We start from the raw sequence: 23,695 nt of genomic DNA on the forward strand, positions 1-23,695 counted from the left end.
CATCACTTCGAACCCTGCACCGGCGTCGCGTCGGCCGGCACGTAGACCATGGTGCCGTCCTTGAGCCGCCAGGCGGTGCCGGCCTTCTCGCCGTCGCCCTGCCCGGTCGCGCCGCTGGCCTTGAAGCGCGTGAGCTTCTGGCCTTCCTTGGTGAGGATCTCCATGTCGGGCTGGCCCTCGTGGCGGATGATCGTCAGCTTGTCCTGCGCGAAGGGGTTCATCGGGTTGTCGATCACCGCGATCATCAGCATGCCGATCACGACCAGGAACACGTCGATCAGGTTGATGGTCGACAGCACCGGGTCGTCGTCCTCGGCGTCGAGGCTGTCGAGAATGCTGAAGCGGCGACGCGTCATTCGGAAACCTCCGCGCTCCGCGCTGCGGTGCGAGCTTGCTTGGGGCGGCCCGGCGCTGCGCATTCGGAAACCTCCGCGCTCCGCGCTGCGGTGCGAGCTTGCTTGGGGCGGCCCGGCGCTGCGCTCATACGAGTGCGTCGCGTGCGTCCAGCACCGTCACCAGTTCGCGCATCAGCCAGCGCCGGCGCACGGTGTAGACCACGAAGGTGATCGAGGCCGAGGCCAGCGCCACGATCACGGCCGCGAAGGCCGGTGCCAGGCTCTGGGCCACGCCCTGCGACTGGCCCGAGGCCACGGCGACCAGCGCGGGGCCCATCGGGATCATGGTCGCGATCAGGCCCAGCATGGGCGCGACGCGGCTGCACAGGCGCACGCCCTCGAGCGACTTGAGCACCGCCAGCTCCATCTGTTCCTGGCCCTGGTCGGCCACCGCGCGCAGCACCAGCACCCGTGCGGGGTCGCGCCGGCGCTGCAGCCCTTCGACCGCGAAGGCGCCCAGGCTCCACACCGCGTAGACGAAGGACAGCAGCACGCCCAGCGTGACCGGCCAGAGGAACAGGCGCGCGAGCTCGGACAGCACGCTATCGAAGGCCAGCATCAGGGAGTCTCCTTTTCTTCCGCGGCATCGAACAGCGCCGAGGCCGCGCCCCAGCGGTCGTCGAACACCAGCGATGCCAGCGGGGCGCGCTGCGCCCAGCGTTCACGCTGCAGCATCGGTTCGTCGTAGAAGCCGTGCACCGGCCCCAGGCACAGCAGCGCGATGGGCTCGGCGCCCGCGGGCAGCCCCAGCAGCGCCGCGACCTGCACCGGATCGAACAGCGAGACCCAGCCCATGCCCAGCCCCTCGACGCGCGCGGCCAGCCACAGGTTCTGGATCGCGCAGGCGGCCGAGGCCAGGTCCATCTGCGGTAGGGTGCGGCGGCCGAACACATGCTGCTCGCGGCCGTCGGCCAGCGTGACGGCGATGAGTTCGGCCGCATCGAGAAGGCCCTCGACCTTGAGCCGCATGAATGCGTCTTCGCGCTCGCCCAGCGCCTGCGCGGTGCGCACGCGCTCCTGCTCGACCAGCGCATGCAGCTGCGCGCGCAGGGCCGCGTCGCGCACCCGGATGAAACGCCAGGGCTGCATGAAGCCCACGCTGGGCGCGTGATGGGCCGCTTCGAGCAGCCGGCGCAGCAGCTCGGGCGCGACCTCGCCGCCCGCGAAGTGCCGCATGTCGCGGCGCTCGCGGATCGCGCGGTAGACGGCCTGCGCCTCGTCGGCCTCAAATGGCATCTTCACGCGTCGCACCCTGGCCCTCTCTTCCAGGAACACCGCGGAACCGGCTTCGCCGGGCCGCCGGTGTTGCCCCCTGCAAGGGGGAGGGAGGCCACACGAAGTGGGCAAGCCTGGGGGTGTGCAACATGTCTAATCTTCGATGCCGCGCTGCGCCGGGATGCCGGCCTTGAACGCATGCTTGACCATGGTCATCTCGGTCACGGTGTCGGCCAGCTCGATCAGTTCGGGCGGGCAGCGGCGGCCGGTGAGCGCCACGTGCACCTGCTTGGGCCGCTCGCGCAGCGTGGCCAGCACGTCGTCCAGCGGCAGCCAGCCGTAGATCAGCGGGTAGGTGATCTCGTCGAGCACCACGAGGAAGTACTCGCCCGACAGGATGGAGGCCTTGGCGCGCAGCCAGCCGTCGCGCGCGAGCTGGCCCGAGCGCTCGAGGTCCTGGCTCTTCCAGCTGAAGCCGTCGCCCAGCCCTTCGATCGGGATGCCCAGGTGCTCGAACATCCGGTGCTCGCCGAAGCGCGCGGTCGGCACCTTCATGAACTGCCAGATCTTCACGGCCTTGCCGCGGCCGTGCGCGCGCAGCGCCAGGCCGAAGGCAGCCGTGCTCTTGCCCTTGCCGTCGCCGGTGTTGACGATCACGATGCCGCGGCGTTCGCCCTCGGGCTTCTCGTAGGGCTTGGCGCTGGGTGGGGTCTCGATTTGCATGTTGGTTTCCTAGGCGGTCGAATTCGAAGGGCGGGAATGCGGGTTGCCGGACGCAGAAGACGCAGAGGTTTCGCAGAGGACGCGGAAGAAGACATTCAAAGACTTGTCTTGGTTTTCCTTTTGCGCCTTCTGCGAAACCTCCGCGTCTTCTGCGTCCGGCTGTCCGATCCCGATCCCGTATGTCATGTCGGCAACGCAATCCATTGTTCCGCCACGCGATGCACGCGAACACGGTGCTCGAACACCTGCTCGAGCGCTGCATGGGTGGCCGGGTCGCTGCAGCCGCCGTGGTGCACCATGCGGCCGCGGTCCATCACGACCAGCGCATCGGCGGCCAGCGCCATCGAGAGTTCGTGCAGCACGCTGACCACGGTGCGGCCCTCGGCCACCAGCGCGCGCATGGTCTGCATCCAGTCGGACTGGTGCGGCGGGTCGAGGTTGGCCAGCGGCTCGTCCATCAGCAGCACCTCGGCCTCGACCGCGAGCGCGCGCGCGAGCAGCACGCGCTGGCGTTCGCCGCCCGAGAGCTGGCCCAGCGGACGGTCGCGCCAGTCCCAGGCCTGGGTGCTGCGCAGCGCGCGCTCGACCGCGGCGCGGTCGGCCTCGCTGGGCGGCGCGAGCCAGCGCTGGTGCGGCATGCGGCCCAGCATCGCGAGGTCGTAGACCAGCAGGTCGTCGGCGCTGCTCTCGCCCGCCCCACCCTGCCCCAGCCACGACATGCGTCGCGCCCGCACGCGGCCCGGCAGGCCGTGCAGCGAGGCGTCGAACAGCCGCACCTCGCCACCGTGCGGCAGCAGGCCCGCGAGCACGCGCAGCAGGGTCGACTTGCCGGCGCCGTTGGGGCCGACGATGCTGGTCCAGCGGCCGGCCGCGATGGCCAGGTCGATGGCGTGCAGCACCGGCGTGCCGCCCAACGCGGCGTCGACCCGGCGCGCTTCGAGGGCCGCGCTCACCGGATGCCTCCGCGTCCGCGCCGGTGCATGAGCCACAGCAGGTAGCTGCCGCCCAGCACGGCGGTGAGCACGCCCACCGGCAATTCCTGCGGCGCGATGAGCCAGCGCGCCAGCAGGTCGGCCGCCATCAGCAGCAGGCCGCCCATCACGGCCGACAGCACGATCAGCCAGGCATGGGTGGTCTTGACGATGGAGCGCACCAGGTGCGGCGCGGCCAGGCCGACGAAGGCGATCAGCCCGGTCTGGGCCACGGCCGTGCCGGTGGCCAGTGCCAGCACCGCGACCAGCGCCGCGCGCATCGCGCCCAGCGGCAGGCCCAGGCTGGCGGCGGTCGCCTCGCCCAGCGCCAGGCCGTCGAGCACCGGGGCCAGCGCCCAGGCCGCGAGCAGGCAGATGGCGCCGAGCCCGGCCATCACCGCGCAGGCGCTCCAGCCGACCAGGCCGGTACCGCCCAGCATGAAGCCCTGCAGCGCCTGCAGGATGTCGGCCGAGCCGATGGTCACCAGGTCTTTCGCGGCGCCCAGCACCACGCCGACGATCACGCCGGCCAAGAGCAGCCGCAGCGTCTGCTGCACGCCGCGCGCGAGCATCAGCGTGAGCAGCACCGCCAGCACCGCCCCCACGAAGGCCGCGCCCGTGAGGCCCAGGCGCACCAGCCACTGCGTGGCCGACGGCGAGGCCCCGAACAGCGCGAGCGCCAGCGCCACGCCCAGCGAGGCGCCCGAGGCGCTGCCCAGCAGGTAGGGGTCGGCCAGCGGATTGCGGAACAGCCCCTGCGCCACCGCGCCCGCGAGGCCCAGCAAGGCGCCGGCCAGCCAGGCGCCCAGCGTGCGCGGCAGCCGGATCTCCTGCACGATCTGCAGTGCGATGGGGTCGTGGCGCGCGGCCAGCACGCTCTCGAAACCGGTGCTGCCGATGCCCACGCCCAGCAGCAGCAGGGCCGCGCACAGCAGCATCAGCACGGCCGCGAGCAGCCAGATGCGTTGCCGGTGACGGATCATTTCGGCGCCTTGTCGGCCAGGCAGCGGGCCATGATGCGCGCGGCTTCGCCCATGCGCGGGCCGGGCCGCACCAGCACGTCGGACTCCTCCGGCGCGAAGCGGCAGATGCGGCCGTCGCGCACCGCGCGGATGCTGGCCCAGCCGGGGCGCTGCTCCATGCCCGCGGCGCTGCGCACGCTGACCATGATCAGGTCGGGATTGGCGCGCACCACGAACTCGGGGTTGAGCTTGGGGAACGGGCCCAGCGCCGCGGGCACGATGTTCTTCACGCCCAGCCGCGTCAGCGTCTCGCCGATGAAGGAGCTCTCGCCCGCGCCGTAGGGGCCGCTGTTGACCTCGAAATACACGCGCGTGGCCTTGGCCGCGGGCGACAGCGACTGCGCCGCCGCCGACACGCTGGCGTCGATCGCGCGCCAGACGCGCTGCGGGTCGTCGGCCTGCAGCACGCGGCCCAGCTGGTCGAGCACGCGCTTGACGTCGGCATGGGTCTTGGGCTCGAGCACCAGCACCTTGAGGCCCAGGGTTTCGAGCCGCTGCGTGACGCGCGAGGACTTGGCCAGCAGCACCACGTCGGGCTTGAGCGCGACGATGGCCTCGACGTTGGGATCGATGCCGCCGCCGAGCTGCGGCAGCGCGCGCACCGAGGCCGGCGAATTCGAGTAGCGGTCGACGCCGATCAGCCGCTCGCAGGCGCCCAGCGCGCAGACCGATTCGGTGAGCGAGGGCAGCAAGGTGACGATGCGCTGGGGCGCGCGCGGCAGGCTCACCTGCACGCCGCGCTCGTCGGTGATCTCGATCGGCTGCGCGTGCGCGAGGCCCGTCAGCAGGAGCAGCAGCCAGGGCAGCCAGCGCTTCACGTCGGTTCCTTCAGGGTCAGCGGCAGGCCTGCTGCCATCAGCGTGACGCGATCGCATTCGGCCGCGACGTCCTGGTTGAGCCGGCCCAGCGCATCGACGAAGGCGCGCACCTCGCGGCCCAGCGGGATCACGCCCAGGCCGATCTCGTTGCCCACCAGCACCACCGGGCCGCGCGCCGCGCGCAAGGCGGCCCGCAGCGCCGCGATGGCCTGCGCCGCATCGTGGGCCGCGCCCTCCATCGGCATCGTGAGGTTCGTCAGCCACAGCGTGAGGCAGTCGACCAGCACCATCGTGCCCGGCGCGCTGTGGGCCGCGAGGGCCTCGGCCAGCCGCACCGGCTCTTCGACGGTGCGCAGGCCCGGCACGCGCTCGGCACGGTCGGCCTGGTGGCGCGCGATGCGTTCGCGCATCTCGTCGTCCCAGGCGGTGGCGGTGGCGATCAGCACGGCGTCGTGCGCGGGCGAGGCGGCCAGCCAGGCGGCGGCGCGCTCCTCGGCGCGGCGGGACTTGCCGCTCTTCTGGCCGCCGAGCAGGAATTCGCGTTCAGCGGTCGTCATGCGGGAATCCGATCGGCGCGGCATCGAACAGCCGCGCGGTGGCTTCGGGACTGGAGGCGAACCAGGCGTGGAAATAGCTCGCGCGCAACGTGCCGCGCACATAGACCGCTTCGCCGCCGGCGTCGGTGTTCGGGCGCGTGGTGCGCGCCGCCACGGGCTGCGGCGTGTCGCAGAGCGAGTAGTGGAAGGTGTGGCCGCGCAGGCTGTGCCCGGCCAGTGCCAGCTGCTGAGGCCCGAGGGCCGCGAGCCGCTTCTGCACCGTCACGCGGCCCGGCAGCAGGCCCCACATCGCGTGGGATTGGCCGTCGGCCGTGACCAGCGTGTCGTACAGGGCCATCATGCCGCCGCACTCGGCCCAGACCGGCTTGCCGGCCGCAACATGCGCGACCAGTGCATCGCGCAAGGGCGCGCAGGCGGCCAATTGTTCGGCATGCAGTTCGGGGTAGCCGCCGGGCAGCCAGACCGCATCGCATTCCGGCAAAGCATCGCCGGCCAAAGGCGAAAAGAATTCAAGGCGTGCCCCGAGTGAACGCAGCACCTCGAGGTTGGCCGGATAGACGAAGGCGAAGGCGGCATCGTGCGCGATCGCCACGGTGCGGCCCGCGAGCAACGGCGCAATCGCTTCGGCCGCAGGCGCCTCGAAGCAGACTTGCGGCAACTGCGCCACCGACAGCCGCCCCAGCGGCGTGGCCGCGAGCGCGTCGGCCGCCGCATCGAGCCGGGCCAGCGCATCCTGCGTCTCGTCGGCCGCGACCAGGCCCAGGTGCCGTTCGGGCAGCGTGAAATCCTCGCCCTTGGGCAGCGCGCCCAGCCAGTGCGCGGGATCGCGCAGCGCGCCTTCGAGCATGCCCGCATGCCGTTCGCTCGCCACGCGGTTGGCCAGCACGCCGAACCACGGCAGGCCGGGCTGGAAATGCTGCAGGCCATAGGCCAGCGCACCGAAGGTGCCGGCCATGGCGCGCGCGTCGATCACCGCCAGCACCGGCAGGCCGAAATGCACCGCCAGGTCGGCCGCGCTCGGCGTGCCGTCGAACAGGCCCATCACGCCCTCGACGATCAGCAGGTCCGCCTCGCGCGCCGCGGCATGCAGGCGCGCGCGGCAATCGGCCTCGCCGTTCATCCAGAGGTCCAGCGAATGCACGGGCGCCCCGCTGGCCATGGCGAGCCAGCGCGGATCGAGAAAATCGGGCCCGCACTTGAACACGCGCACGCGCCGCCCGGCGCGTGCATGCAGGCGGGCCAGCGCGGCCGTGACCGTGGTCTTGCCCTGCCCGGAGGCGGGCGCGGCCACGAGCACGGCGGCGCAGGTGGCGCTGTGGCTTACTGGGGCGACCACTTGAGCCCGAGGTAGGCGCTGCGGCCCGCGGTGGCGTAGATGCGGGCGAAGGAATAGTCCTTGTCGCCCGCGTTGTCCAGCCGGCCGATCAGCGTCAGCGAAGGCGTGAGCTTCGTGCTCGCGACCAGGTTGAGCACGGTGTAGCCGCCCAGGCGGCGCAGGTTGGCGGCATCGTCGTAGCGCATGCCCGAAGTTTGCACCTCCGCGCCCAAGGTCCAGCCGGCGACCTTCCAGTCGGCGCCCAGCATGCCGTGGCGGCGCGCGCGGCGGGCCAGCAGCTTGTCGGTGCCGAGGTCGCGCGGGTCCTGGAAGTCGGCCGAGGCGCGCAGCGTCACGTCGCCGATGCGGTGGCCGGCGGTCAGCGTCAGGCCCTCGTACTCGGCGCGCGCGGTGTTGGCATAGCAGCCGAAGCTCGAGAGGCAGCCGCGGGCGCTGCCGTCGTAGGTGATCAGGTTGCGCACCTTGTTGCGGTAGACCACCACGCCGGCGTTGCTGGCACCCGAGGTCCAGTTCAGGCCCAGCTCGACGTTGCGGCTTTCCTCGGGCTGCAGGCTGGCCACGCCGTACTCGCTGAAGCGCTGGTAGAGCGTGGGCACGCGGAAGGCGGTGCCGACCGAAGCGGTGGCACGCCATTGCGGCGTGATCGCATAGCCGTAGGCCGCGCTGCCGGTGGTCTTGGCGCCGAACTCGCTGTCGTCGTCGCGGCGCGCCTGCAGCTGCACCGTGTGCGGGCCCTGGACGAAGCCGTAGCCCAGCGACACCGCGTCCTGCGAACGATCGCGCGCCAGCAGCTTGGCCGAGGCGGTGGCGGCGTTCTCCAGATCGTCCTCGCGGCGCTCGAGCGCGGCCGTGAAGCGGTGCGCGCCGAAGTGCAGCTCGTTCTGGAACAGGTAGCCGCGCAGCGCGGTCTCGGTGCGGTAGAAGCTCGGGTCGGTCTGGTAGGTGGTCTTGCTGTCGGTGACCTGCAGCCGCGTCGTGTAGTTGTCGGTCCACTTGGCGATCCAGGACACGCCCGCGGTGCGCAGCGTGTTGGTCGAGATGTCGTCGGGGAACACGGCCGGCGGGCGCGCGCCCGATTTCGAGGCGTCGTACTGCGCCTCGATGTCGCTGTAGAGGAAGGTGCCTTCGAGCCGGTGCGCCGGATTGATCTGGAAGCCCAGGCGCGCATTGGCCGCGGTGCTGCGGTAGCCGTCGCGGTCGGGGCTGGTCCAGCCGTCGGCCGCGTACTGCGCGGTCTTGACCGGGTTGCGCTTCTCGAGCGGCTGGATGTTGAAGCCGTCGCTCTCCTCGTGCGAGACGCCCAGCGAGTAGTCGAAGGCGCCGTTCACGCCCGCCGTCCCGCTCAGGCCGGCCTCGGCCTTGCGCAGCTTGTTGCTGCCGATCGCCACGCCGACGAAGGGCGTGGCCGGGCCTTCGCCGCGCTTGGTGAACAGCTGGATCACGCCGCCGATGGCATCGGAGCCGTAGACCGCCGCGGCCGGGCCGCGCAGGACTTCGATGCGGTCGATCTGCCCCAGCGGGATGCCTTCCCAGCCGGCGCCGCCGGTGGACTGCGAGTCGATGCGCACGCCGTCGATGTAGACCGCGGTGAAGCGCGACTCGGCGCCGCGGATGAACACGCTGGTGGTGTTGCCGATGCCGCCGTTGCGGCTGATCTCGATGCCGGGCAGGCGCGCCAGCACGTCGGCCACGCCGGTGGCGCCGCTGCGCTCGATGGTCTCGCGGTCGACGATGGACACGTCCGAGGTCAGGTCCGACAGCGGCTGCGCCACGCGCGTGGCCGTGACCACGGTCTCGGGCAGCGACTGCTGCTGGGCCAGGGCCAGGCCGGGCCATGCCACGGCAATGGCCGCGCTCAGGGCGGCCAGCGGCAAGGCGGCGCTGCGCACACGCACGGACACCGGCGCGCGGGCGCCGTCGGGAGAAAAACGATTCTTCATGGGGACGAACTTGAGAACAAAACCCTGTCCGGCTTCCCCGCCGGACGTGTGGGCGTCACGAAGGCGGCCGCGCATCACGCGCACCCACCCTCTCCTCGTTGGCCGGTATCCGGGCTGGCAGAACGACTGTCGTCGCCTTCCCAGGCGCCTGTTTCAGGGCGCCCAGTGGCTGAGTGACGAAAGCGGCGCGCGTGAATGCGCCGTCTGCTGGACCGTTGCGGGGGCAGCGCAGGCTGACCGCGGCTCGAAGAGCTCTGGTTCCTGCTTCCCGTTGAACTGCGCCGCGTGAACCGCGGTGCGAGCACCAACGCGGGCGATTCTAAGGCGCCCCTACAATCTGCAGCCATGTCCGCACAGAGCCCCATCGATCAGATTGCCGAGCGCGTTGAACGTCTGCTCGTGCGCCACGAAGAAATTCAGCGCACCAACACGCTGCTGCAGGAACAGGTCGATGCGCTGACGCGCGAACGCGACGCGCTCAAGTCGCGCCTCGCCGCCGCACGCACGCGCATCGACGCGGTCCTGGAGCGGCTGCCCCTCGACCCGCCACAGGATCCCGCCACCCCATGAAACAGCTCGAAGTCCAGATCATGGGACAGAGTTACCTGCTCGGCTGCCCCGAAGGCGGCGAAGCGCAGCTGCGCGAGGCGGTCGAACGCGTCGACCTCGCCATGTGCAAGATCCGCGACGCCAACAAGGTGAAGGCCCGTGACCGCATTGCGGTGCTCGCGGCGCTGAACCTGGCCTTCGACCTGGGCCAGCAGCCCGAAGCGGCCGAAGCCCCTGCGCCCGCCGAGCCCGAAGCCGCGCCCGCCGCCCTCGGCGCGCACGATGCCGAGCGCGCCGCGCAGTTGCTGCAGCGCCTCGACCAGGCGCTCGCGCGCGACAACCACCTGCTCTGACAAAAAGCCCGCGCGGTCACGCGGGCGGGGTCGATGCAGGCGTAAAATCACGCCTGTCTGCAGTGCGCGTCGGGCTTAATATTTCCTTGTTCCAATGCTCTCCGGAGCCGGGCTTGGTACATCGCTTGACGGGCGTGATCATCTCGCGTCAGATGAACCCGAAGTCCTGCTGCCCTCGCCCACCTGAACCCTGGTTCAGGATGCGGGTCCGGCGCACCCCACTGCAGACACCTTTTTTCCTGGCGACGGCCCCTTGATCGGGGCCGTCGTCTTTTCTGCCCCGCACCGCCCATGCCGCTCGAACCGCTGTTGATCGTGGAACTCGCCCTGCTGGGCATCGGCAGCGGCTTCCTCGCCGGGCTGCTGGGCATCGGCGGCGGCATGGTGATGGTGCCCTTCATCACCATCATCCTCGGCCAGCGCGGCGTGGCGCCCGACCTGGCGGTGAAGATGGCGATCGCGACCTCGATGGCCACCATCGTCTTCACCTCGGTCTCGAGCGTGCGCGCGCACCACAAGCGCGGCGCGGTGCGCTGGGACATCGTCAAGCGGCTGTCGCCCGGCATCGTGGTCGGCAGCCTGGTGGGCAGCCTGGGCGTGTTCGCGCTGCTCAAGGGCACGGCGCTGGCGATCTTCTTCGCGCTGTTCGTGGGCTTCTCGGCCACGCAGATGTTCCTCGACAAGAAGCCCGCCCCCACGCGCCAGATGCCCGGCACCGGCGGCCAGTTCGCCGCGGGCGGCGTGATCGGCTTCATCTCGGGCCTGGTCGGCGCGGGCGGCGGCTTCATCAGCGTCCCGTTCATGACCTGGTGCAACGTCGCGATCCACAACGCCGTCGCCACCAGTGCGGCGCTGGGCTTCCCGATCGCCGTGGCCAACGTGGTGGGCTATGTCCTCAGCGGCACCACGGTGCAGGGCCTGCCGGCCGGCGCCTTCGGCTACATCTGGCTGCCGGCGCTGGTCGTGATCGCGGCCTGCAGCGTGTTCACCGCCCCGCTGGGCGCCCGGGCCGCGCACAGCCTGCCGGTGAAGAAGCTCAAGCGGGTGTTCGCCAGCGTGCTGTACCTGCTGGCCGCGTACATGCTCTGGAAGGGTCTCGGCGGCTGAGCCACCGATCCGGCGCGCAAAATCATTCATTCCTGCGGGCGGCCCGGACCGTCCGCCCAACTAGGAGCAAGCCATGGGCGCACAGTGGAAAGCAAAGCACAAGGACCTGGCCGCCAATGCCAAGGGCCGGATGTTCGGAAAACTGGCCAAGGACATCATGATCGCGGCGCGCAGCGGCGCCGACCCGGCCTCCAACGCCCGGCTGCGGCTGGTGGTCGAGCAGGCGCGCAAGGTCTCGATGCCCAAGGAAACCCTGGACCGGGCGATCAAGAAGGGCGCGGGCCTGACCGGCGAGGCGGTGCATTTCGAGCATGTGATCTATGAAGGCTTCGCGCCGCACCGGGTGCCGGTGATGGTCGAATGCCTGACCGACAACGTGAACCGCACCGCGCCCGAGATGCGGGTGCTGTTCCGCAAGGGCCAACTGGGCACCTCGGGTTCGGTGGCCTGGGATTTCGACCACCTCGGCATGATCGAGGCCGAGCCGGCCACCGCCGGTGCCGATCCCGAGCTCGCGGCCATCGAGGCCGGCGCGCAGGATTTCGAGCCCGGCCATGAGGAAGGCGCGACGCTGTTCCTCACGGCCCCGGCCGACCTCGACCTGGTGAGCCGCGCGCTGCCCGCCCAGGGCTTCACCGTGCTGTCGGCCAAGCTGGGCTACAAGCCCAAGAACCCGGTCGATCCGGCCAGCCTGAGCGCGGCGGACCTGGAAGAAGTCGAAGTCTTCCTGGCCGCCATCGACGCCAACGACGACGTGCAGAACGTGTACGTCGGGCTCGCCGGCTGAACGACCGGCCGCGCGAGGCTCAGGCCTCGAGCTCGGCGGTCTCCAGGAGGTCGAGGGCGCGGATGTCCTCGGACAGTTGTCGAAGCCGCGTCCACGCACCGGCTTCGCCGTTGGCGATGGCCAGCAGCAGTTGGGCGTACTCGTCGGTCATGGCGGTCCACTGTTCGAATCTGCTGTCCATGTCTCGGCTCCTGCTGCTTTGGGAATCACAGCTTGGAGACAGAGAATGCAAAGTGCGTGCCACGGCCTGCTGCGGACAGAACGCACTGTAGGCCCCAGGTAAGTCATTGCCATGACTCGACGGCGCCCCGTGGGGGCGATGTACCCGTCACGTTACGAAGAAAAGCTTCGTACCCGTAACACCAAAGACAACACTGCGCCGCGGGTCGTTCAACGACCGCGGAGGCGGCTGGCCGCCTGCCACAGGCCCGACTTCGCGCTGTCGCGCCAGGCCTGGGCGCCGATGGGCGCGGGCGCCATGCCGAAGCGGCCCAGCACGCGGCGCGAGGCGTGGTTGAAGTTGAGCGCGCGGCGCCAGGCCATCGACTGGCGCGTGTTGAAGATGATCGACATCGAGATCGACACGTCGTCGGGCCCGTTGCGCACATGGTGGCCCGCGACGAAGGGGATGTGGATGGCCTCGCCCGGCTGGAAGGCGAAGCAGGTGCCGAGCGCGTCGGTCTCCTTCGACCAGCTGAGCCGCGTGTTGGCATAGGACACGTAGGCCTCGCGCTGCACCGCGGTCACGACCCGCTCGTCCCATTGCGGGAACACGGTCACCTCCTTGCTGCCGCGGAACTGCATCAGGAAGGTCGAATAGCGGTCGATGTGGAAGGGTGTGACGCTGTTGGGCGAGGCGATGAACAGGTAGAGCTGGGGGTCGACCGCCTCGGTGCCCACGCCGTGGCGGCGCATCAGGCTCTCGACGTCGCCGATCAGTTCGCGGTGCAGCGACGCGAAGGACGGATCGATCTCCGGTCCGCTGACCATCACGTAGGAATCGCTGACCCGGATGTTCTCGATGGTCTCCTCGATGCTGCGCTCGGCCGGCTTGCGGCTGAAGGTGCCCTCGAAGTCGTCGCCCTCCTTGAGCCGGCCCATCGAGTACATGACGCGCTTGGGCGGCAGGGCCGGGATCACGCGCGCCAGGTTCTCCAGGCTCAGCGCCGGATGGCCCATGAGCTTGTGCTGGAACTTGAAGGCCTCGCGGTCGAAATGCTCGAACACCGCACCGTCCTCGAAACACTGCATCGCCCACTCCAGTTCTCGCTTGCCGGGGCATGGCGCCGCGCGGCTGCGCCGGATGGCGCGGGCTGGAATGTAGTCCTTTTTACTAACTGCAACAAGTTATTTCGGCACGCCCGCGCCGCGCGGTTCGGTTCAGTCGTAGACGATCACGGCCTTCCCGGCCTCGGCCTGCGCGGTCCAGCTCGCGAGCGCGGCGTCGTTGGGGAAGAACTTGGCGCGCTCGCCCAGTTCGAGCTCGACCTTGGCGCCGCCGCGCGCCATCGTGAGCCGCACCGGCAGGCCCTGGCGCAGCTCGCCCACCTCGCTCATCTCGATGCGCGGCGGGAAATCCTTGACCAGCTGCGCGATGTCCGGCGCCTTGCCGTTGACCGCCACGCGCAGGTAGCGGCCGAAGCGGCAGCGCGCGCTCGCCAGGTCCCAGACCTGCTGCACCTGGAAGCGGGCCTCGAAGCCGTTGCGCCCGGGCTGCAGGCGCCCGCTGACGATGACCAGTTCGTCGTCTTTCAACGTGTTGCGGTTGGCGTTCATCACCGCCTCGTCGGCGGTGGCGTCGATCGCGCCCGACTTGTCGTCGAGCTTGAAGATCGCGAGCCGGCCACGCTGGCCGTTGATCACCCGCATGTCGCTCACGATGCCGGCGATCACCTGCGGCTCGCGGCCGTCGAGCAGGTCGTCGATCTGGCGCTTGCAGAAGCGCCGCACCTCGTGCGCCACCTCGTCGAACAGGTGGCCCGAGAGGTAGAAGCCGACGGCGGTCTTCTCGTAGGTCAGCCGCTCCTTCACGCCCCAGGGCGTGGCGTCGACCAGTTCGGGCTCCTGCGAGGCCGAGCCGTGCTCGCAGTCGCCGAAGATGTCGACCTGCGAGGCGTTGGCGGCCGTGGCCGCGGCGAATTCGAAGGCCCGGTCGAGCGAGGCCAGCAGCGACGCGCGGTTCTGCTGGATCGCGTCGAAGGCACCGGCCTTGATCAGCGCCTCGACCGTGCGCTTGTTGATGCGCTGGCGGTCGATGCGCACGCAGAAGTCGTAGAGGCTCTTGAACGGCCCGCCCTCCTCCCGCGCCCGCACCACGGCCTCGACCGCCAGCTGGCCGGTGCCCTTGACCGCGCCCAGGCCGTAGCGGATCACCTTGTCGGTCACGGGCTCGAAGCGGTAGTTGCCGCGGTTCACGTCCGGCGGCTCGAAGGTCATGCCGAAGTTCTTGGTGGCGTCCTCGAACAGCAGCTTGAGCTTGTCCGTGTCGTCCATTTCCACGGTCATGTTGGCGCAGTAGAACTCCGCCGTGTAGTGGACCTTGAGCCAGCCCGTGTGATAGGCCAGCAGCGAGTAGGCGGCCGCGTGCGACTTGTTGAAGCCGTAGCCCGCGAACTTCTCCATCAAGTCGAAGATCTCGTCGGCCTTGTCCTGCGGGATGCCGTGGGTGGCGAGCGCGCCCGCGCGGAATTTCTCGCGGTGCTCGGCCATCTCCTCGAGCTTCTTCTTGCCCATCGCGCGGCGCAGCAGGTCGGCGCCGCCGAGCGAGTAGCCGCCCAGGATCTGCGCGGTCTGCATCACCTGCTCCTGGTAGACCATGATCCCGTAGGTCTCGGAGAGCATCTGGGCCACGGCCGGGTGCGGGTACTCCACCGTCTCACGGCCGTGCTTGCGCGCCACGAAGCTGGGGATCAGGTCCATCGGGCCCGGGCGGTACAGCGCATTGAGCGCGATCAGGTCTTCCAGCCGGGTCGGCCGCGCGTCCTTCAACATGCCCTGCATGCCGCGCGATTCGAACTGGAACACCGCCTCGGTCTTGCCGTCGGAGAACAGCCGGTAGGTGGCGGCGTCGTCGAGCTTGATGTCCTCGTAGTTGAAGTTCTCGCGGCCCTTGTGGCGCTTGACGATGAACTCGCGCGCGATCTCCAGGATGGTCAGCGTGGCCAGGCCCAAGAAGTCGAACTTGACCAGGCCCACGGCCTCCACGTCGTCCTTGTCGTACTGGCTCACGGCCGATTCGCTGCCCGGCTGCTGGTAGAGCGGGCAGAAGTCGGTGAGCTTGCCGGGCGCGATCAGCACGCCGCCGGCGTGCATGCCGATGTTGCGGGTCATGCCCTCAAGCTTCTGCGCGAGCTCGACCAGCATCCGGACTTCCTCTTCCTTCTCGATGCGCTCCTTGAGCTGGGGCTCCATCTCGATGGCGTAGTTGTTCTTGTCGCCCTCGATCTTCTTCTCGGGCGGGTACTGCAGCGTGACCGACATGCCGGGCTTGTTCGGGATCAGCTTGCTCACGCCGTCGCAGAACATGTAGCTCATGTCGAGCACCCGGCCCACGTCGCGGATCGCGGCGCGCGCGGCCATGGTGCCGAAGGTGGCGATCTGGCTCACGGCGTTGCGGCCGTACTTGTCCTTCACGTAGTCGATCACCCGGTCGCGGTTGCCCTGGCAGAAGTCGATGTCGAAGTCGGGCATCGAGACGCGTTCGGGGTTCAGGAAACGTTCGAACAGCAGCGCGTACTCGAGCGGGTCGAGGTCGGTGATCTTGAGCGCATAGGCCACCAGCGAGCCGGCGCCCGAGCCCCGGCCCGGCCCCACCGGGCAGCCGTTGGCCTTGGCCCACTGGATGAAGTCGCCCACGATCAGGAAGTAGCCGGGGAAGCCCATCTTCAGGATCGTGTTGATCTCGAACTCCAGCCGCTCGACGTAGCGCGGCCGCTCGGCATCGCGCTTGGCCGCATCGGGATAGAGGTGCTTGAGCCGGACCTCCAGGCCGTCGAAGGACTCCTGGCGGAAGAAATCGTCGATCGGCATGCGCACGCCTTCGGAGACGAAGGGCGTCGGGAAGTCGGGCAGCTGCGGCTTGCCCAGCACCAGCGTGAGGTTGCAGCGCTTGGCGATCTCGACCGTGTTGGCGATCGCGCTGGGCACGTCGGCGAACAGCGCCTCCATCTCGGCGGCCGACTTGAAGTACTGGTCGCGGGTGAACTTGCGCACGCGGCGCGGGTTGCCCAGGATCTCGCCCTCGGAGATGCAGACGCGCGCCTCGTGCGCCTCGTAGTCCTCGGCGGTGCCGAACTGCACCGGGTGCGTGGCGACCACCGGCAGCTTGAGCCGCGCGGCCAGTTGCACCGCGGCGATCACATGCGGCTCGTCCTCGAGCCGGCCGGCGCGCTGGAGCTCGATGTAGAAGCGGTGCGGGAACAGGCCGGCCAGCTGCAGCGCGAGCTCGGCCGCGCGTTCGGCCTGGCCCTGCAGCAGCGACGCGCCAAGCGGCCCGGCCTGCGCGCCCGACAGCGCGATCAATCCGCCGTTGAGTTCCTCCAGCCAGGCCAGCTTGCAGGCGGCCTGCGACTGCCCGCGGCCGACGTTCTGCGTCCAGGCGCGGGCCAGCAGCTCGGACAGGTGGAGGTAGCCCTCGGTGTTCTGCACCAGCAGGATGATCCGGGTCAGCGCGCCGGGCTCGGCGCCCAGGCCCTCGATGAAGACTTCGGCGCCCAGCACCGGCTTGATGCCGGCGCCGCGCCCTTCCTTGTAGAACTTGACACCGCCGAACAGGTTGTTCAGGTCGGTGATGGCCAGCGCGGGCTGGCGGTCGGCCTTGGCGGCGGCCACGACTTCGTCGATGCGGTTGGTGCCGTCGACGACGGAGAATTCGGTGTGCAGGCGCAGATGGACAAACATCGCGCCATTGTAGGAAGCCGGGCCGCCCGCGCCGGGAGCGGGCGGGGTCGCATTGTGCTAGGGCGTGCCGTCGACGCCCAGCCGCGCCGCCAGGTCGGCCAGCGCCTTCCAGCCGGCCTCGCCCAGTTCGATGTGCGTGGCATGGCGCGCGCGGTGGCGCGCCTCGTACTCGCCCGGGTACTGCACGCCCTCCTCCGCGCCCCGGCCCGGCTGCGGCGGGCAGGACAGCAGGTAGTCGATGAAGGCGCCGGTCTCCTGCGCCTGCCAGGCCGCCGCGCCCGCGCGCGCCGGGTCGAACACCAGCGCGAACAGGTTGTTGGTCGCCAGGCCGCCGCGCGGGTGCGCGGGCTGGATCGTGCCACCGCCCGACAGCACGCCGGCCAGCAGTTCGGCCACCACGCCCAGCGCATAGCCCTTGTGGCCGCCGAAGGGCAGCAGCGCGCCGGGCGGGTCGGCGAACATCACGGCCGGGTCGGTGGTGGGCCGGCCCTGCCCGTCGATCAGTGCGCCGGGCGGCGCCGGCTCGCCTTCGTCGGCCAGCACGCGCGCCTTGTTGAGCGCGATGGTGCTGGTCGCCATGTCGACGATCAGCGGCGGCCGGCCGTCGGGCAAGGGGCTCGCGAAGCACAGCGGGTTGGTCGTCATGCGCGCCTCGGCGCCGCCGAAGGGCGCGACCATCGGCGGCCTTTGGGTCACGTTGGTGAAGGCCATCAGCACCATGCCCGCGGCCGCCACCTGCTCGCCGTAGTGGCCCATGCGGCCCAGGTGGTGGCTGTCGCGCAGCGTCACGATGCAGTGGCCGTGCCGGCGCGCGGCCTCGACGGCCGAGGCCATGACCTCCCGGCCCACGAACTGGCCGAAGCCGTGGTGGCCGTGCCAGGCCTGCAGGCTGCCGCTGTCGTGGAGCAGCTCGGGCCGCGCGCTGCCGTCGAGTCCGCCGTCGGCCAGCGCCTTGGCGTAGCCCGGCAGGATCGAGATGCCGTGGCTGGCGTAGCCCACGCGGTCGGACTCGACCAGGTGCAGCGCCACGGCCTGTGCGATGTCCTCGGGCACGCCCTGCTTGCGCAGCAGGCTCTCGACGAAACGCAGGGCGGCGGGAATGGCGAGGCGGATGCTCATGCGGTGGTCTTCCAAAAAGGTGGCGCCGGACGGGCAAAGGCCCATGCTAGGCCGTTCGAAGACGCCCCGGCTTGCGCCAGGTCAAGAAGCGGTGCCGCGGCCGGGCGGCCGGGCGGCCGGCGCTTCTACAATTCCGCCCGTGCTTCCCATCCTCAACATCGCCGCCTATCTCTTCAGCGCCATTGAAGACCCCCTCGCCCTGAAACCCGTGCTGCTGGCCAGCGCGCAGGCCCGCCAGCTGATGGGCACCATCCTGCTGGCGCCCGAGGGCATCAACCTGTTCCTGGCCGGTGCGCCGGAGGAAGTGCGGGGCTTCGTCGCCGAACTGCGCGCCGACCCGCGCTTCGCGACGCTCGAGACCAAGGAAAGCTGGTCCCACACGCAGCCCTTCCGCCGCATGCTGGTGAAGGTCAAGCGCGAGATCATCCGCATGGACCATCCCGCGATCCAGCCGGCCGCGGGCCGCGCGCCGGGCGTCGAGGCCGAGACGCTCAAGCGCTGGCTCGACCAGGGGCACGACGACGCCGGGCAGCCCGTGGTGCTGCTCGACACGCGCAACGCCTTCGAGGTCGACCACGGCACCTTCGAGGGCGCGATCGACTGGCGGATCGAGAAGTTCACCGAATTCCCGCAGGCGCTGCTGGACCACCGCGACGAGCTCGCGGGCAAGACGGTGGTGAGCTTCTGTACCGGCGGCATCCGCTGCGAGAAGGCCGCGATCCTGATGCGCGAACAGGGCGTGGAGAACGTGCTGCAGCTCGAGGGCGGCATCCTCAAGTACTTCGAGACCATCGGCGGCGCGCACTACCGCGGCGACTGCTTCGTCTTCGACGGCCGCCGCACGCTGGCGCCCGACCTCAGCGCGACCGGCAACGCGGCCAGCGCGCGGGCCGCGGAAGACCCGGACCTGGCGCTCAAGGGCTGATCAGGCCGGCGTGGTGCCCGTGTCCGGCGCCGGACTCTGCACCTGGAACGGATGCCCCGGCAGCGGGATGAACTCGGTCTCGCCCGGCACCTGGCCCATGCGCTGGGCGGCCCAGTCGTCACCGGCCTGCAGGATGCGCTCGCGCCGGCTCGAGACGAAATTCCAGGTGATGTAGCGCGGGCCGTCGAGCGGCTCGCCGCCGACCACCATCAGGCGCACCGCGGTGTCGGCGCTCAAGGTCGCGCCCTGCCCGGCCGGCAGCGAGGCCATGGTGTGGGCCTCGACCGCCACGCCGTCGATGCGCACATCGGCGTCGACCGGATACACCGCCAGCTCGGGCGCCAGCGCGGGCAGCGCGAAGGAAGTCCCCGCGGGCAGCGCGATGTCGAGGTAGAGCGTGGGCGCGAAGGTCTTGACGGGCGAGCGCAGTCCGAAGGCCTCGCCGATCAGCACGCGCAAGCGCGCACCCTGTTCGTCGGCTTCGGGAATCGCGTCGGCCGCGGTGTGCGTGAAGCTGGGCTCGACCTCCTCGAAGGCCTGCGGCAGCGCGGCCCACAGCTGCAGGCCGTGGTTCACGTAGTCATCCCCACGCAGGCGCTCGGGCTTGCGCTCCGAATGCACGATGCCGCGCCCCGCGGTCATCCAGTTGATGGCGCCGGGCAGGATCTCCTGCACGCTGCCGAGGCTGTCGCGATGCATCATCGCGCCCTCGAAAAGATAGGTGACGGTGGCCAGCCCGATGTGCGGATGCGGGCGCACGTCGTGCTGGGTGTCGGGGGTTTCGGTGGCCGGCCCGAAATGATCGAAGAAGACGAAGGGACCGACCGACCGGCGCTGCGCGGCCGGCAGCAGGCGGCGGACCTTGAAGCCGCCACCGAGGTCCTTGTCGTGGGGGCGAAGCAGCGTGGGTGCGGTCATTCTTTTCTTTCCTTCATCGTGTGCGTGCAGCGGTCACCTGGGCCACGCGTTCGCCGAAGGCGCGCGCGGTGTCGAGGTCGCCCCTGGACATCTCGGCCGGGCTCGCGTCGGAGGGCGAGACCGTCAACAGGCCGCCGTAGCCGCCCACGTAGTTGAGCGCATCGCGGCGCGCGGCCTTGTCGTTGGCGGGATGGATGCCCATGCTGATCCACAGGCCGCCGTGCTGCATGGCCAGGGTCCAGAGGTAGCCCATGGTCGCGACCTTGTCGCCGTTCATGGTCGCGCTGTTGGTGAAGCCGGCGAAGAACTTGTCCTTCCAGCCTTCGGCGTACCAGACCTTGGACGAAGCATCGGCGAACTTCTTGAACTGCCAGCTCACGCCGCCCATGTAGGTCGGCGAGCCGAAGACGATGGTGTCGGCCTCGGCCAGGGCTTCCCAGCCGCCGGCGGCCAGGTTGCCGTCGGCATCGATGGCGATCAGTTCGGCGCCCGCCCCGTCCGCCACCGCCTGCGCCACGCGCTGGGTGTGGCCATAACCGGAATGGAAAACGACGGCGATGCGGGGCATGGGGCGATCCTCTCGAAAAATAAAACGCAGCTTAGCGCTTGTCGATGCTCAGCCGGCCCGGACCGAAGGCCCAGACGACCAGCAGGCCGCCGACCACGGCGATGTTCTTGAAGAACATCAGCTGGTTCACGAAGGCCTTGTCGGCCGGCATGGCCCAGTAGTTGTGGAAGGCGAAGGTCGCGACCAGCGTGAACAGCGCGATGCCGATGGCGGCCCAGCGCGTCTTGAAGCCGACCAGCAGCGCCAGGCCCAGGCCCAGTTCGACCAGGATCGCGACCACGGCCGCGACCTGCGGCACCGGCAGGCCGACCGAAGCGATGTAGCCCACCGTGCCGGCGAAGCCCATGAGCTTGCCGAAGCCGGCGGGCACGAACAGCGCGGCCAGCAGGATGCGGCCGACGAGCGCAGCGACGTCCTGGCTGCCGGTGGTGGAGACGCCCGTCGGGCGGGTGGTGGTGATGGTGGACATGAAGGACTCCTCGGTTTTGAAATAGGAAGGGACAGACGAAAAAAAGGGCCGCACCGGAGCGGCCCCGGGGGAATCAGGCGGCGAGATCGAACACCAGCACTTCGGCATCCTTGCCGCCGGCCAGCGCCAGCTGCGCCTCGCCTTCGAGCATCGCGGCGTCGCCGGTCACCAGCTTGCGGCCGTTGACCTCGAGTTCGCCGCGCACCAGGTGCACATAGCTCTTGCGCGCCGGGTCCAGCGTCAGTGCCGCCTTCTCGTCGCCATCCAGCAGACCGGCATAGAGCCGCGCATCGGCATGCACCGTGACCGAGCCGTCGCTGCCGTCGGGCGAGGCCACCAGGCGCAGCCGGCCACGCTTGTCGGCCGCGTCGAACTGCTTCTGCTCGTAGCCCGGCGCGATGCCGCGCTCGTTGGGCAGCAGCCAGATCTGCAGGAAGTGCGTGGTCTCGTCCTTCTTGTGGTTGAACTCGCTGTGCATCACGCCGCGGCCCGCGCTCATGCGCTGGACGTCGCCCGGCGGAATGCTCTCGATGTTGCCCATGCTGTCCTTGTGCGCCAGTTCGCCCGACAGCACGTAGCTGATGATTTCCATGTCCTTGTGGCCATGGGTGCCGAAGCCGGCGCCGGCCGCGACGCGGTCTTCGTTAATCACGCGCAGGTTGCCGAAGCCCATGTGGGCCGGGTCGTGGTAGCCGGCGAAGGAGAAGCTGTGGAAGGACTTGAGCCAGCCGTGGTCGGCGTAGCCACGCTCCTGGGATTTGCGAATCGTCAACATCGTTGAACTCCTGGGCCCTGGGGCCTCTTTCGAAGAGCCGCGCCGTGTGCGCAGCGGATGCATGTAACTTTAGGACGCCACATCGACCCTGCAGTGGCCCGCTTTTGATGGCACCATTCAATTTTTTTGAATGACCTTCAGACCATGCCCAACGCCCGCGACGTGCTGACCCCGGAAGCCCTGGCCATGCTGCAGACGGTGGTCAGCGCCGGCAGCTTCGCGGGCGCGGCCCGGGTGCTCGACCTGGTGCCCAGCGCGCTGAGCTACCGGGTGCGCCAGATCGAGGACGCTCTCGACGTGCTGCTGTTCGACCGCAGCGCGCGCCAGGCCCGCCTCACCGAAGCCGGCGCCGAGCTGATGCGCGAGGCGCCCCGGCTGCTGGGCGACCTCGAAGCCGTGGCCAACCGCGTCAAGCGCGTGGCGACCGGCTGGGAGCCGCTGCTGACCATCGCCATGGACAGCGTGATCGCGCGCGACCCGATGCTCGACCTGGTCGGCGCCTTCTACGCGCTCCAGCCGCCGACCCGGCTCAAGCTGCGCGACGAGACCCTGCTGGGCACCATCGAGGCGCTGGCCAGCGGCGAGGCCGACCTGGCCGTGGGCTCGGTGCTGGATGCGGCCGCCCTGGGCTTCACCGCGCCCTCGATCCGCACCCGGCTGCTGGGCGAGCTGCGCTTCGTCTATGCGGTCGCGCCGCACCATCCGCTGGCCGCGCTGCCGCAGCCGCTCAGCGATGCCGCGCTGCGCGGCCACCGCGCGGTGGCCGCGGCCGACTCCTCGCGCGCCGGCCCGCGCATGACGGTCAACCTGATCGGCGGGCAGGACGTGCTGACCGTGCCCACCATGCAGGCCAAGCTGTCGGCCCAGCTGCACGGCCTGGGCGGCGGCTTCCTGCCCGAGCCCATGGCACGGCCCTACATCGAGGCCGGCCACCTGGTCGAGCTGCGCACCGAGCGCGTCCAGCCCGTGGGGCAGATGCACCTGGCCTGGCGCGTGCGCAGCAATGCGCAGCCCGGACGCGCGCTCGAGTGGTGGCTCGCGCAGTTCGAGCACGAGGGCACGCGACGCGCCCTGCTCGAGCGGCATCGCGGCCGCTGAACGCCCCGCAAGCCGATGTAGAGTCAGCTGCCCAACCGTCATCGTCCCGTCATCGAACGCCTTCCAGAAAGAGACCTGCCATGACCACCACCCTGCCCGCCGACCGTCACCGAAGCACCGCCACCGGCCCCCGTCACTTCGCCATCGTCGGCGCCGGCATGGCCGGCGTGGCCTGCGCCCGCACGCTGCTGCAGGCCGGCCACGAGGTCACCGTGTTCGAAGCCGAGGCCAGCGCCGGCGGCCGCATGGCCAGCGAATCCACCGCCTTCGGCCGCTTCGACAGCGGCGCCCAGTACTTCACCGTGCGCGACGAGCGTTTCGCGCTGGCCCTGCAGACCGCCACCAAGATCTGCCGCCCCTGGAGCGCCAACCTCGTGCGCGTGCTCGACCCCCACGGCCGCGTGGCCGAGGCCGCCCTGCCCGCGCGCGACCCGCACTACGTGGCGCAGCCCGGCATGGACGCGCTGGTGGCGCACTGGGCCGAGCCGCTGGGCAAGCGCCTGGTGACCGGCGCCCAGGTCCTGCAGATCGAGCCCGACGCGCTCGACCGCAGCCGCTGGCAGCTGCGCACCGAGGGCGACGCGGCCCCCGTCCATTCCGGCTTCGATGCCGTGCTGCTGGCCGTGCCGCCCGCGCGTGCGCGGCTGCTGCTGGGCCGCAGCAAGATCGCGCCCACGCTGGAGCGCAACATCGCCAAGGTGCAGGCCTCGCCCTGCTGGACCCTGATGATCGCCTTCCCCCAGGCCAGCCAGCCCACGCTGCCGCACCTGGGCCCGCAATGGAATGCGGCGCGCAGCACCCACCACCGCGTGGCCTGGCTGGCGCGCGAATCGTCCAAGCCCGGCCGCGAGCCGGTCGAACGCTGGACGCTGCAGGCCAGCCCGACCTGGTCGCAGGAACACCTGCGCGACGACGCCTCGCGCGTCGAGGCCAAGCTGCTGCGCGCCTTCTCGGAGATCACCGGCATCCACGCCACGCCCAGCTATGCGCGCGCCCGCTGCTGGCCCGAGGCCCAGACCCAGGCCCCGCTGGGCAAGCCGCACCTGTGGGACGCCAAGGCCCGCATCGGCCTGGCCGGCGACTGGTGCATGGGCCACCGGGTCGAGGACGCCTTCCTCTCGGGCCTGTCGCTGGCCCTGGCGGTGATCTAA

Annotated in this window: 24 protein-coding genes, 1 pseudogene and 1 riboswitch; of the genes and pseudogenes, 7 read left to right on the top strand and 18 right to left on the bottom strand. The window is 70.3% G+C overall.

Annotated features, from left to right (window positions below):
* Positions 1-2: 2 nt before the first annotated feature.
* The 10 genes and pseudogenes from QTI20_RS09120 to QTI20_RS09165 form a co-directional block, all read right to left on the bottom strand.
* Positions 3-356, bottom strand: coding sequence for a DUF2149 domain-containing protein (locus QTI20_RS09120; protein ID WP_183023543.1), 354 nt, complete (start codon positions 354-356; stop codon positions 3-5).
* Positions 357-480: 124 nt separating this feature from the next.
* Entirely contained in the window at positions 481-954 is a 474-nt protein-coding gene (locus QTI20_RS09125; RefSeq protein WP_286548333.1) for a MotA/TolQ/ExbB proton channel family protein, read from the bottom strand.
* Positions 954-1,631: a 5,6-dimethylbenzimidazole synthase gene (bluB, locus tag QTI20_RS09130; RefSeq protein ID WP_286550954.1), complete on the bottom strand. Its 678-nt coding sequence runs from the start codon at positions 1,629-1,631 to the stop codon at positions 954-956. The genes QTI20_RS09125 and bluB overlap by 1 nt, the downstream gene beginning before the upstream one ends.
* Before the next feature lie 132 nt (positions 1,632-1,763).
* A complete protein-coding gene (cobO, locus tag QTI20_RS09135) occupies positions 1,764-2,333 on the bottom strand; it encodes a cob(I)yrinic acid a,c-diamide adenosyltransferase (RefSeq protein WP_286548332.1) in 570 nt (189 codons plus the stop codon).
* Between the two features lie 182 nt (positions 2,334-2,515).
* Positions 2,516-3,223 (bottom strand): annotated as a pseudogene (locus tag QTI20_RS09140) (ABC transporter ATP-binding protein); the annotation flags it as partial.
* A gap of 59 nt (positions 3,224-3,282) precedes the next feature.
* Complete coding sequence (locus QTI20_RS09145; protein ID WP_286548328.1) at positions 3,283-4,287, bottom strand: FecCD family ABC transporter permease; 1,005 nt, start codon at positions 4,285-4,287, stop codon at positions 3,283-3,285.
* Positions 4,284-5,144 (bottom strand): ABC transporter substrate-binding protein, encoded by an 861-nt coding sequence (locus QTI20_RS09150; protein ID WP_286548327.1) that lies wholly within the window; start codon positions 5,142-5,144, stop codon positions 4,284-4,286. Before QTI20_RS09150 ends, QTI20_RS09145 begins: the two co-directional genes overlap by 4 nt.
* Entirely contained in the window at positions 5,141-5,701 is a 561-nt protein-coding gene (locus tag QTI20_RS09155) for a bifunctional adenosylcobinamide kinase/adenosylcobinamide-phosphate guanylyltransferase (RefSeq protein ID WP_286548325.1), read from the bottom strand. Before QTI20_RS09155 ends, QTI20_RS09150 begins: the two co-directional genes overlap by 4 nt.
* Complete coding sequence (locus tag QTI20_RS09160) at positions 5,688-7,037, bottom strand: cobyrinic acid a,c-diamide synthase CobB (protein ID WP_286548324.1); 1,350 nt, start codon at positions 7,035-7,037, stop codon at positions 5,688-5,690. The genes QTI20_RS09155 and QTI20_RS09160 overlap by 14 nt, the downstream gene beginning before the upstream one ends.
* Positions 7,022-8,977 carry a TonB-dependent receptor domain-containing protein gene (locus tag QTI20_RS09165; RefSeq protein ID WP_286548323.1) on the bottom strand — a complete coding sequence of 652 codons (1,956 nt, stop codon included), beginning with the start codon at positions 8,975-8,977 and terminating at the stop codon, positions 7,022-7,024. The genes QTI20_RS09160 and QTI20_RS09165 overlap by 16 nt, the downstream gene beginning before the upstream one ends.
* 83 nt (positions 8,978-9,060) lie before the next feature.
* Positions 9,061-9,301: riboswitch (cobalamin riboswitch) on the bottom strand.
* A gap of 21 nt (positions 9,302-9,322) precedes the next feature.
* On the opposite strand from QTI20_RS09165, the gene QTI20_RS09170 reads away from it, so the two are divergent.
* From QTI20_RS09170 to QTI20_RS09185, 4 genes are all read left to right on the top strand, one after another.
* Complete coding sequence (locus QTI20_RS09170; protein ID WP_183023534.1) at positions 9,323-9,547, top strand: DUF904 domain-containing protein; 225 nt, start codon at positions 9,323-9,325, stop codon at positions 9,545-9,547.
* Positions 9,544-9,879 (top strand): cell division protein ZapA, encoded by a 336-nt coding sequence (locus QTI20_RS09175; RefSeq protein ID WP_286548322.1) that lies wholly within the window; start codon positions 9,544-9,546, stop codon positions 9,877-9,879. The genes QTI20_RS09170 and QTI20_RS09175 overlap by 4 nt, the downstream gene beginning before the upstream one ends.
* A gap of 291 nt (positions 9,880-10,170) precedes the next feature.
* Positions 10,171-10,986, top strand: a complete 816-nt coding sequence (locus QTI20_RS09180) for a sulfite exporter TauE/SafE family protein (RefSeq protein ID WP_286548321.1) — start codon at positions 10,171-10,173, stop codon at positions 10,984-10,986.
* 73 nt (positions 10,987-11,059) lie between these two features.
* Complete coding sequence (locus QTI20_RS09185) at positions 11,060-11,773, top strand: YebC/PmpR family DNA-binding transcriptional regulator (protein ID WP_183023531.1); 714 nt, start codon at positions 11,060-11,062, stop codon at positions 11,771-11,773.
* A 19-nt stretch (positions 11,774-11,792) separates the two neighbouring features.
* Here the strand turns inward: QTI20_RS09185 and QTI20_RS09190 are convergent, their stop codons facing one another.
* The 4 genes from QTI20_RS09190 to QTI20_RS09205 form a co-directional block, all read right to left on the bottom strand.
* Entirely contained in the window at positions 11,793-11,954 is a 162-nt protein-coding gene (locus QTI20_RS09190; protein ID WP_286548320.1) for a hypothetical protein, read from the bottom strand.
* A 209-nt stretch (positions 11,955-12,163) separates the two neighbouring features.
* On the bottom strand, positions 12,164-13,024 hold the full coding sequence (locus tag QTI20_RS09195; RefSeq protein ID WP_286548318.1) for a cupin-like domain-containing protein: 861 nt from the start codon (positions 13,022-13,024) through the stop codon (positions 12,164-12,166).
* Between the two features lie 129 nt (positions 13,025-13,153).
* Positions 13,154-16,672 (bottom strand): DNA polymerase III subunit alpha, encoded by a 3,519-nt coding sequence (gene dnaE, locus QTI20_RS09200; protein ID WP_286548317.1) that lies wholly within the window; start codon positions 16,670-16,672, stop codon positions 13,154-13,156.
* Between the two features lie 57 nt (positions 16,673-16,729).
* The gene (locus QTI20_RS09205) at positions 16,730-17,785 is read right to left on the bottom strand and encodes an Ldh family oxidoreductase (protein ID WP_286550953.1); all 1,056 of its coding nucleotides are present in this window, start codon (positions 17,783-17,785) and stop codon (positions 16,730-16,732) included.
* Positions 17,786-17,930: 145 nt separating this feature from the next.
* Between QTI20_RS09205 and QTI20_RS09210 the strand changes: the two genes are divergently transcribed.
* Positions 17,931-18,716 carry a sulfurtransferase gene (locus QTI20_RS09210; protein ID WP_286548316.1) on the top strand — a complete coding sequence of 262 codons (786 nt, stop codon included), beginning with the start codon at positions 17,931-17,933 and terminating at the stop codon, positions 18,714-18,716.
* Here the strand turns inward: QTI20_RS09210 and QTI20_RS09215 are convergent, their stop codons facing one another.
* From QTI20_RS09215 to QTI20_RS09230, 4 genes are all read right to left on the bottom strand, one after another.
* Complete coding sequence (locus QTI20_RS09215; RefSeq protein ID WP_286548315.1) at positions 18,717-19,634, bottom strand: pirin family protein; 918 nt, start codon at positions 19,632-19,634, stop codon at positions 18,717-18,719.
* 13 nt (positions 19,635-19,647) lie between these two features.
* Positions 19,648-20,202, bottom strand: a complete 555-nt coding sequence (locus QTI20_RS09220; RefSeq protein ID WP_286548314.1) for a flavodoxin family protein — start codon at positions 20,200-20,202, stop codon at positions 19,648-19,650.
* A gap of 31 nt (positions 20,203-20,233) precedes the next feature.
* Positions 20,234-20,671, bottom strand: coding sequence for a DoxX family protein (locus QTI20_RS09225; RefSeq protein ID WP_286548313.1), 438 nt, complete (start codon positions 20,669-20,671; stop codon positions 20,234-20,236).
* A gap of 73 nt (positions 20,672-20,744) precedes the next feature.
* Positions 20,745-21,446, bottom strand: a complete 702-nt coding sequence (locus tag QTI20_RS09230; protein WP_286548311.1) for a pirin family protein — start codon at positions 21,444-21,446, stop codon at positions 20,745-20,747.
* A gap of 144 nt (positions 21,447-21,590) precedes the next feature.
* Between QTI20_RS09230 and QTI20_RS09235 the strand changes: the two genes are divergently transcribed.
* Positions 21,591-22,544 carry a LysR family transcriptional regulator gene (locus QTI20_RS09235; RefSeq protein ID WP_286548309.1) on the top strand — a complete coding sequence of 318 codons (954 nt, stop codon included), beginning with the start codon at positions 21,591-21,593 and terminating at the stop codon, positions 22,542-22,544.
* Positions 22,545-22,624: 80 nt separating this feature from the next.
* Positions 22,625-23,695: an NAD(P)/FAD-dependent oxidoreductase gene (locus QTI20_RS09240; protein ID WP_286548308.1), complete on the top strand. Its 1,071-nt coding sequence runs from the start codon at positions 22,625-22,627 to the stop codon at positions 23,693-23,695.

The sequence above is a fragment of the Variovorax sp. J2P1-31 genome, assembly GCF_030317215.1.
Taxonomy (GTDB): domain Bacteria; phylum Pseudomonadota; class Gammaproteobacteria; order Burkholderiales; family Burkholderiaceae_C; genus Variovorax.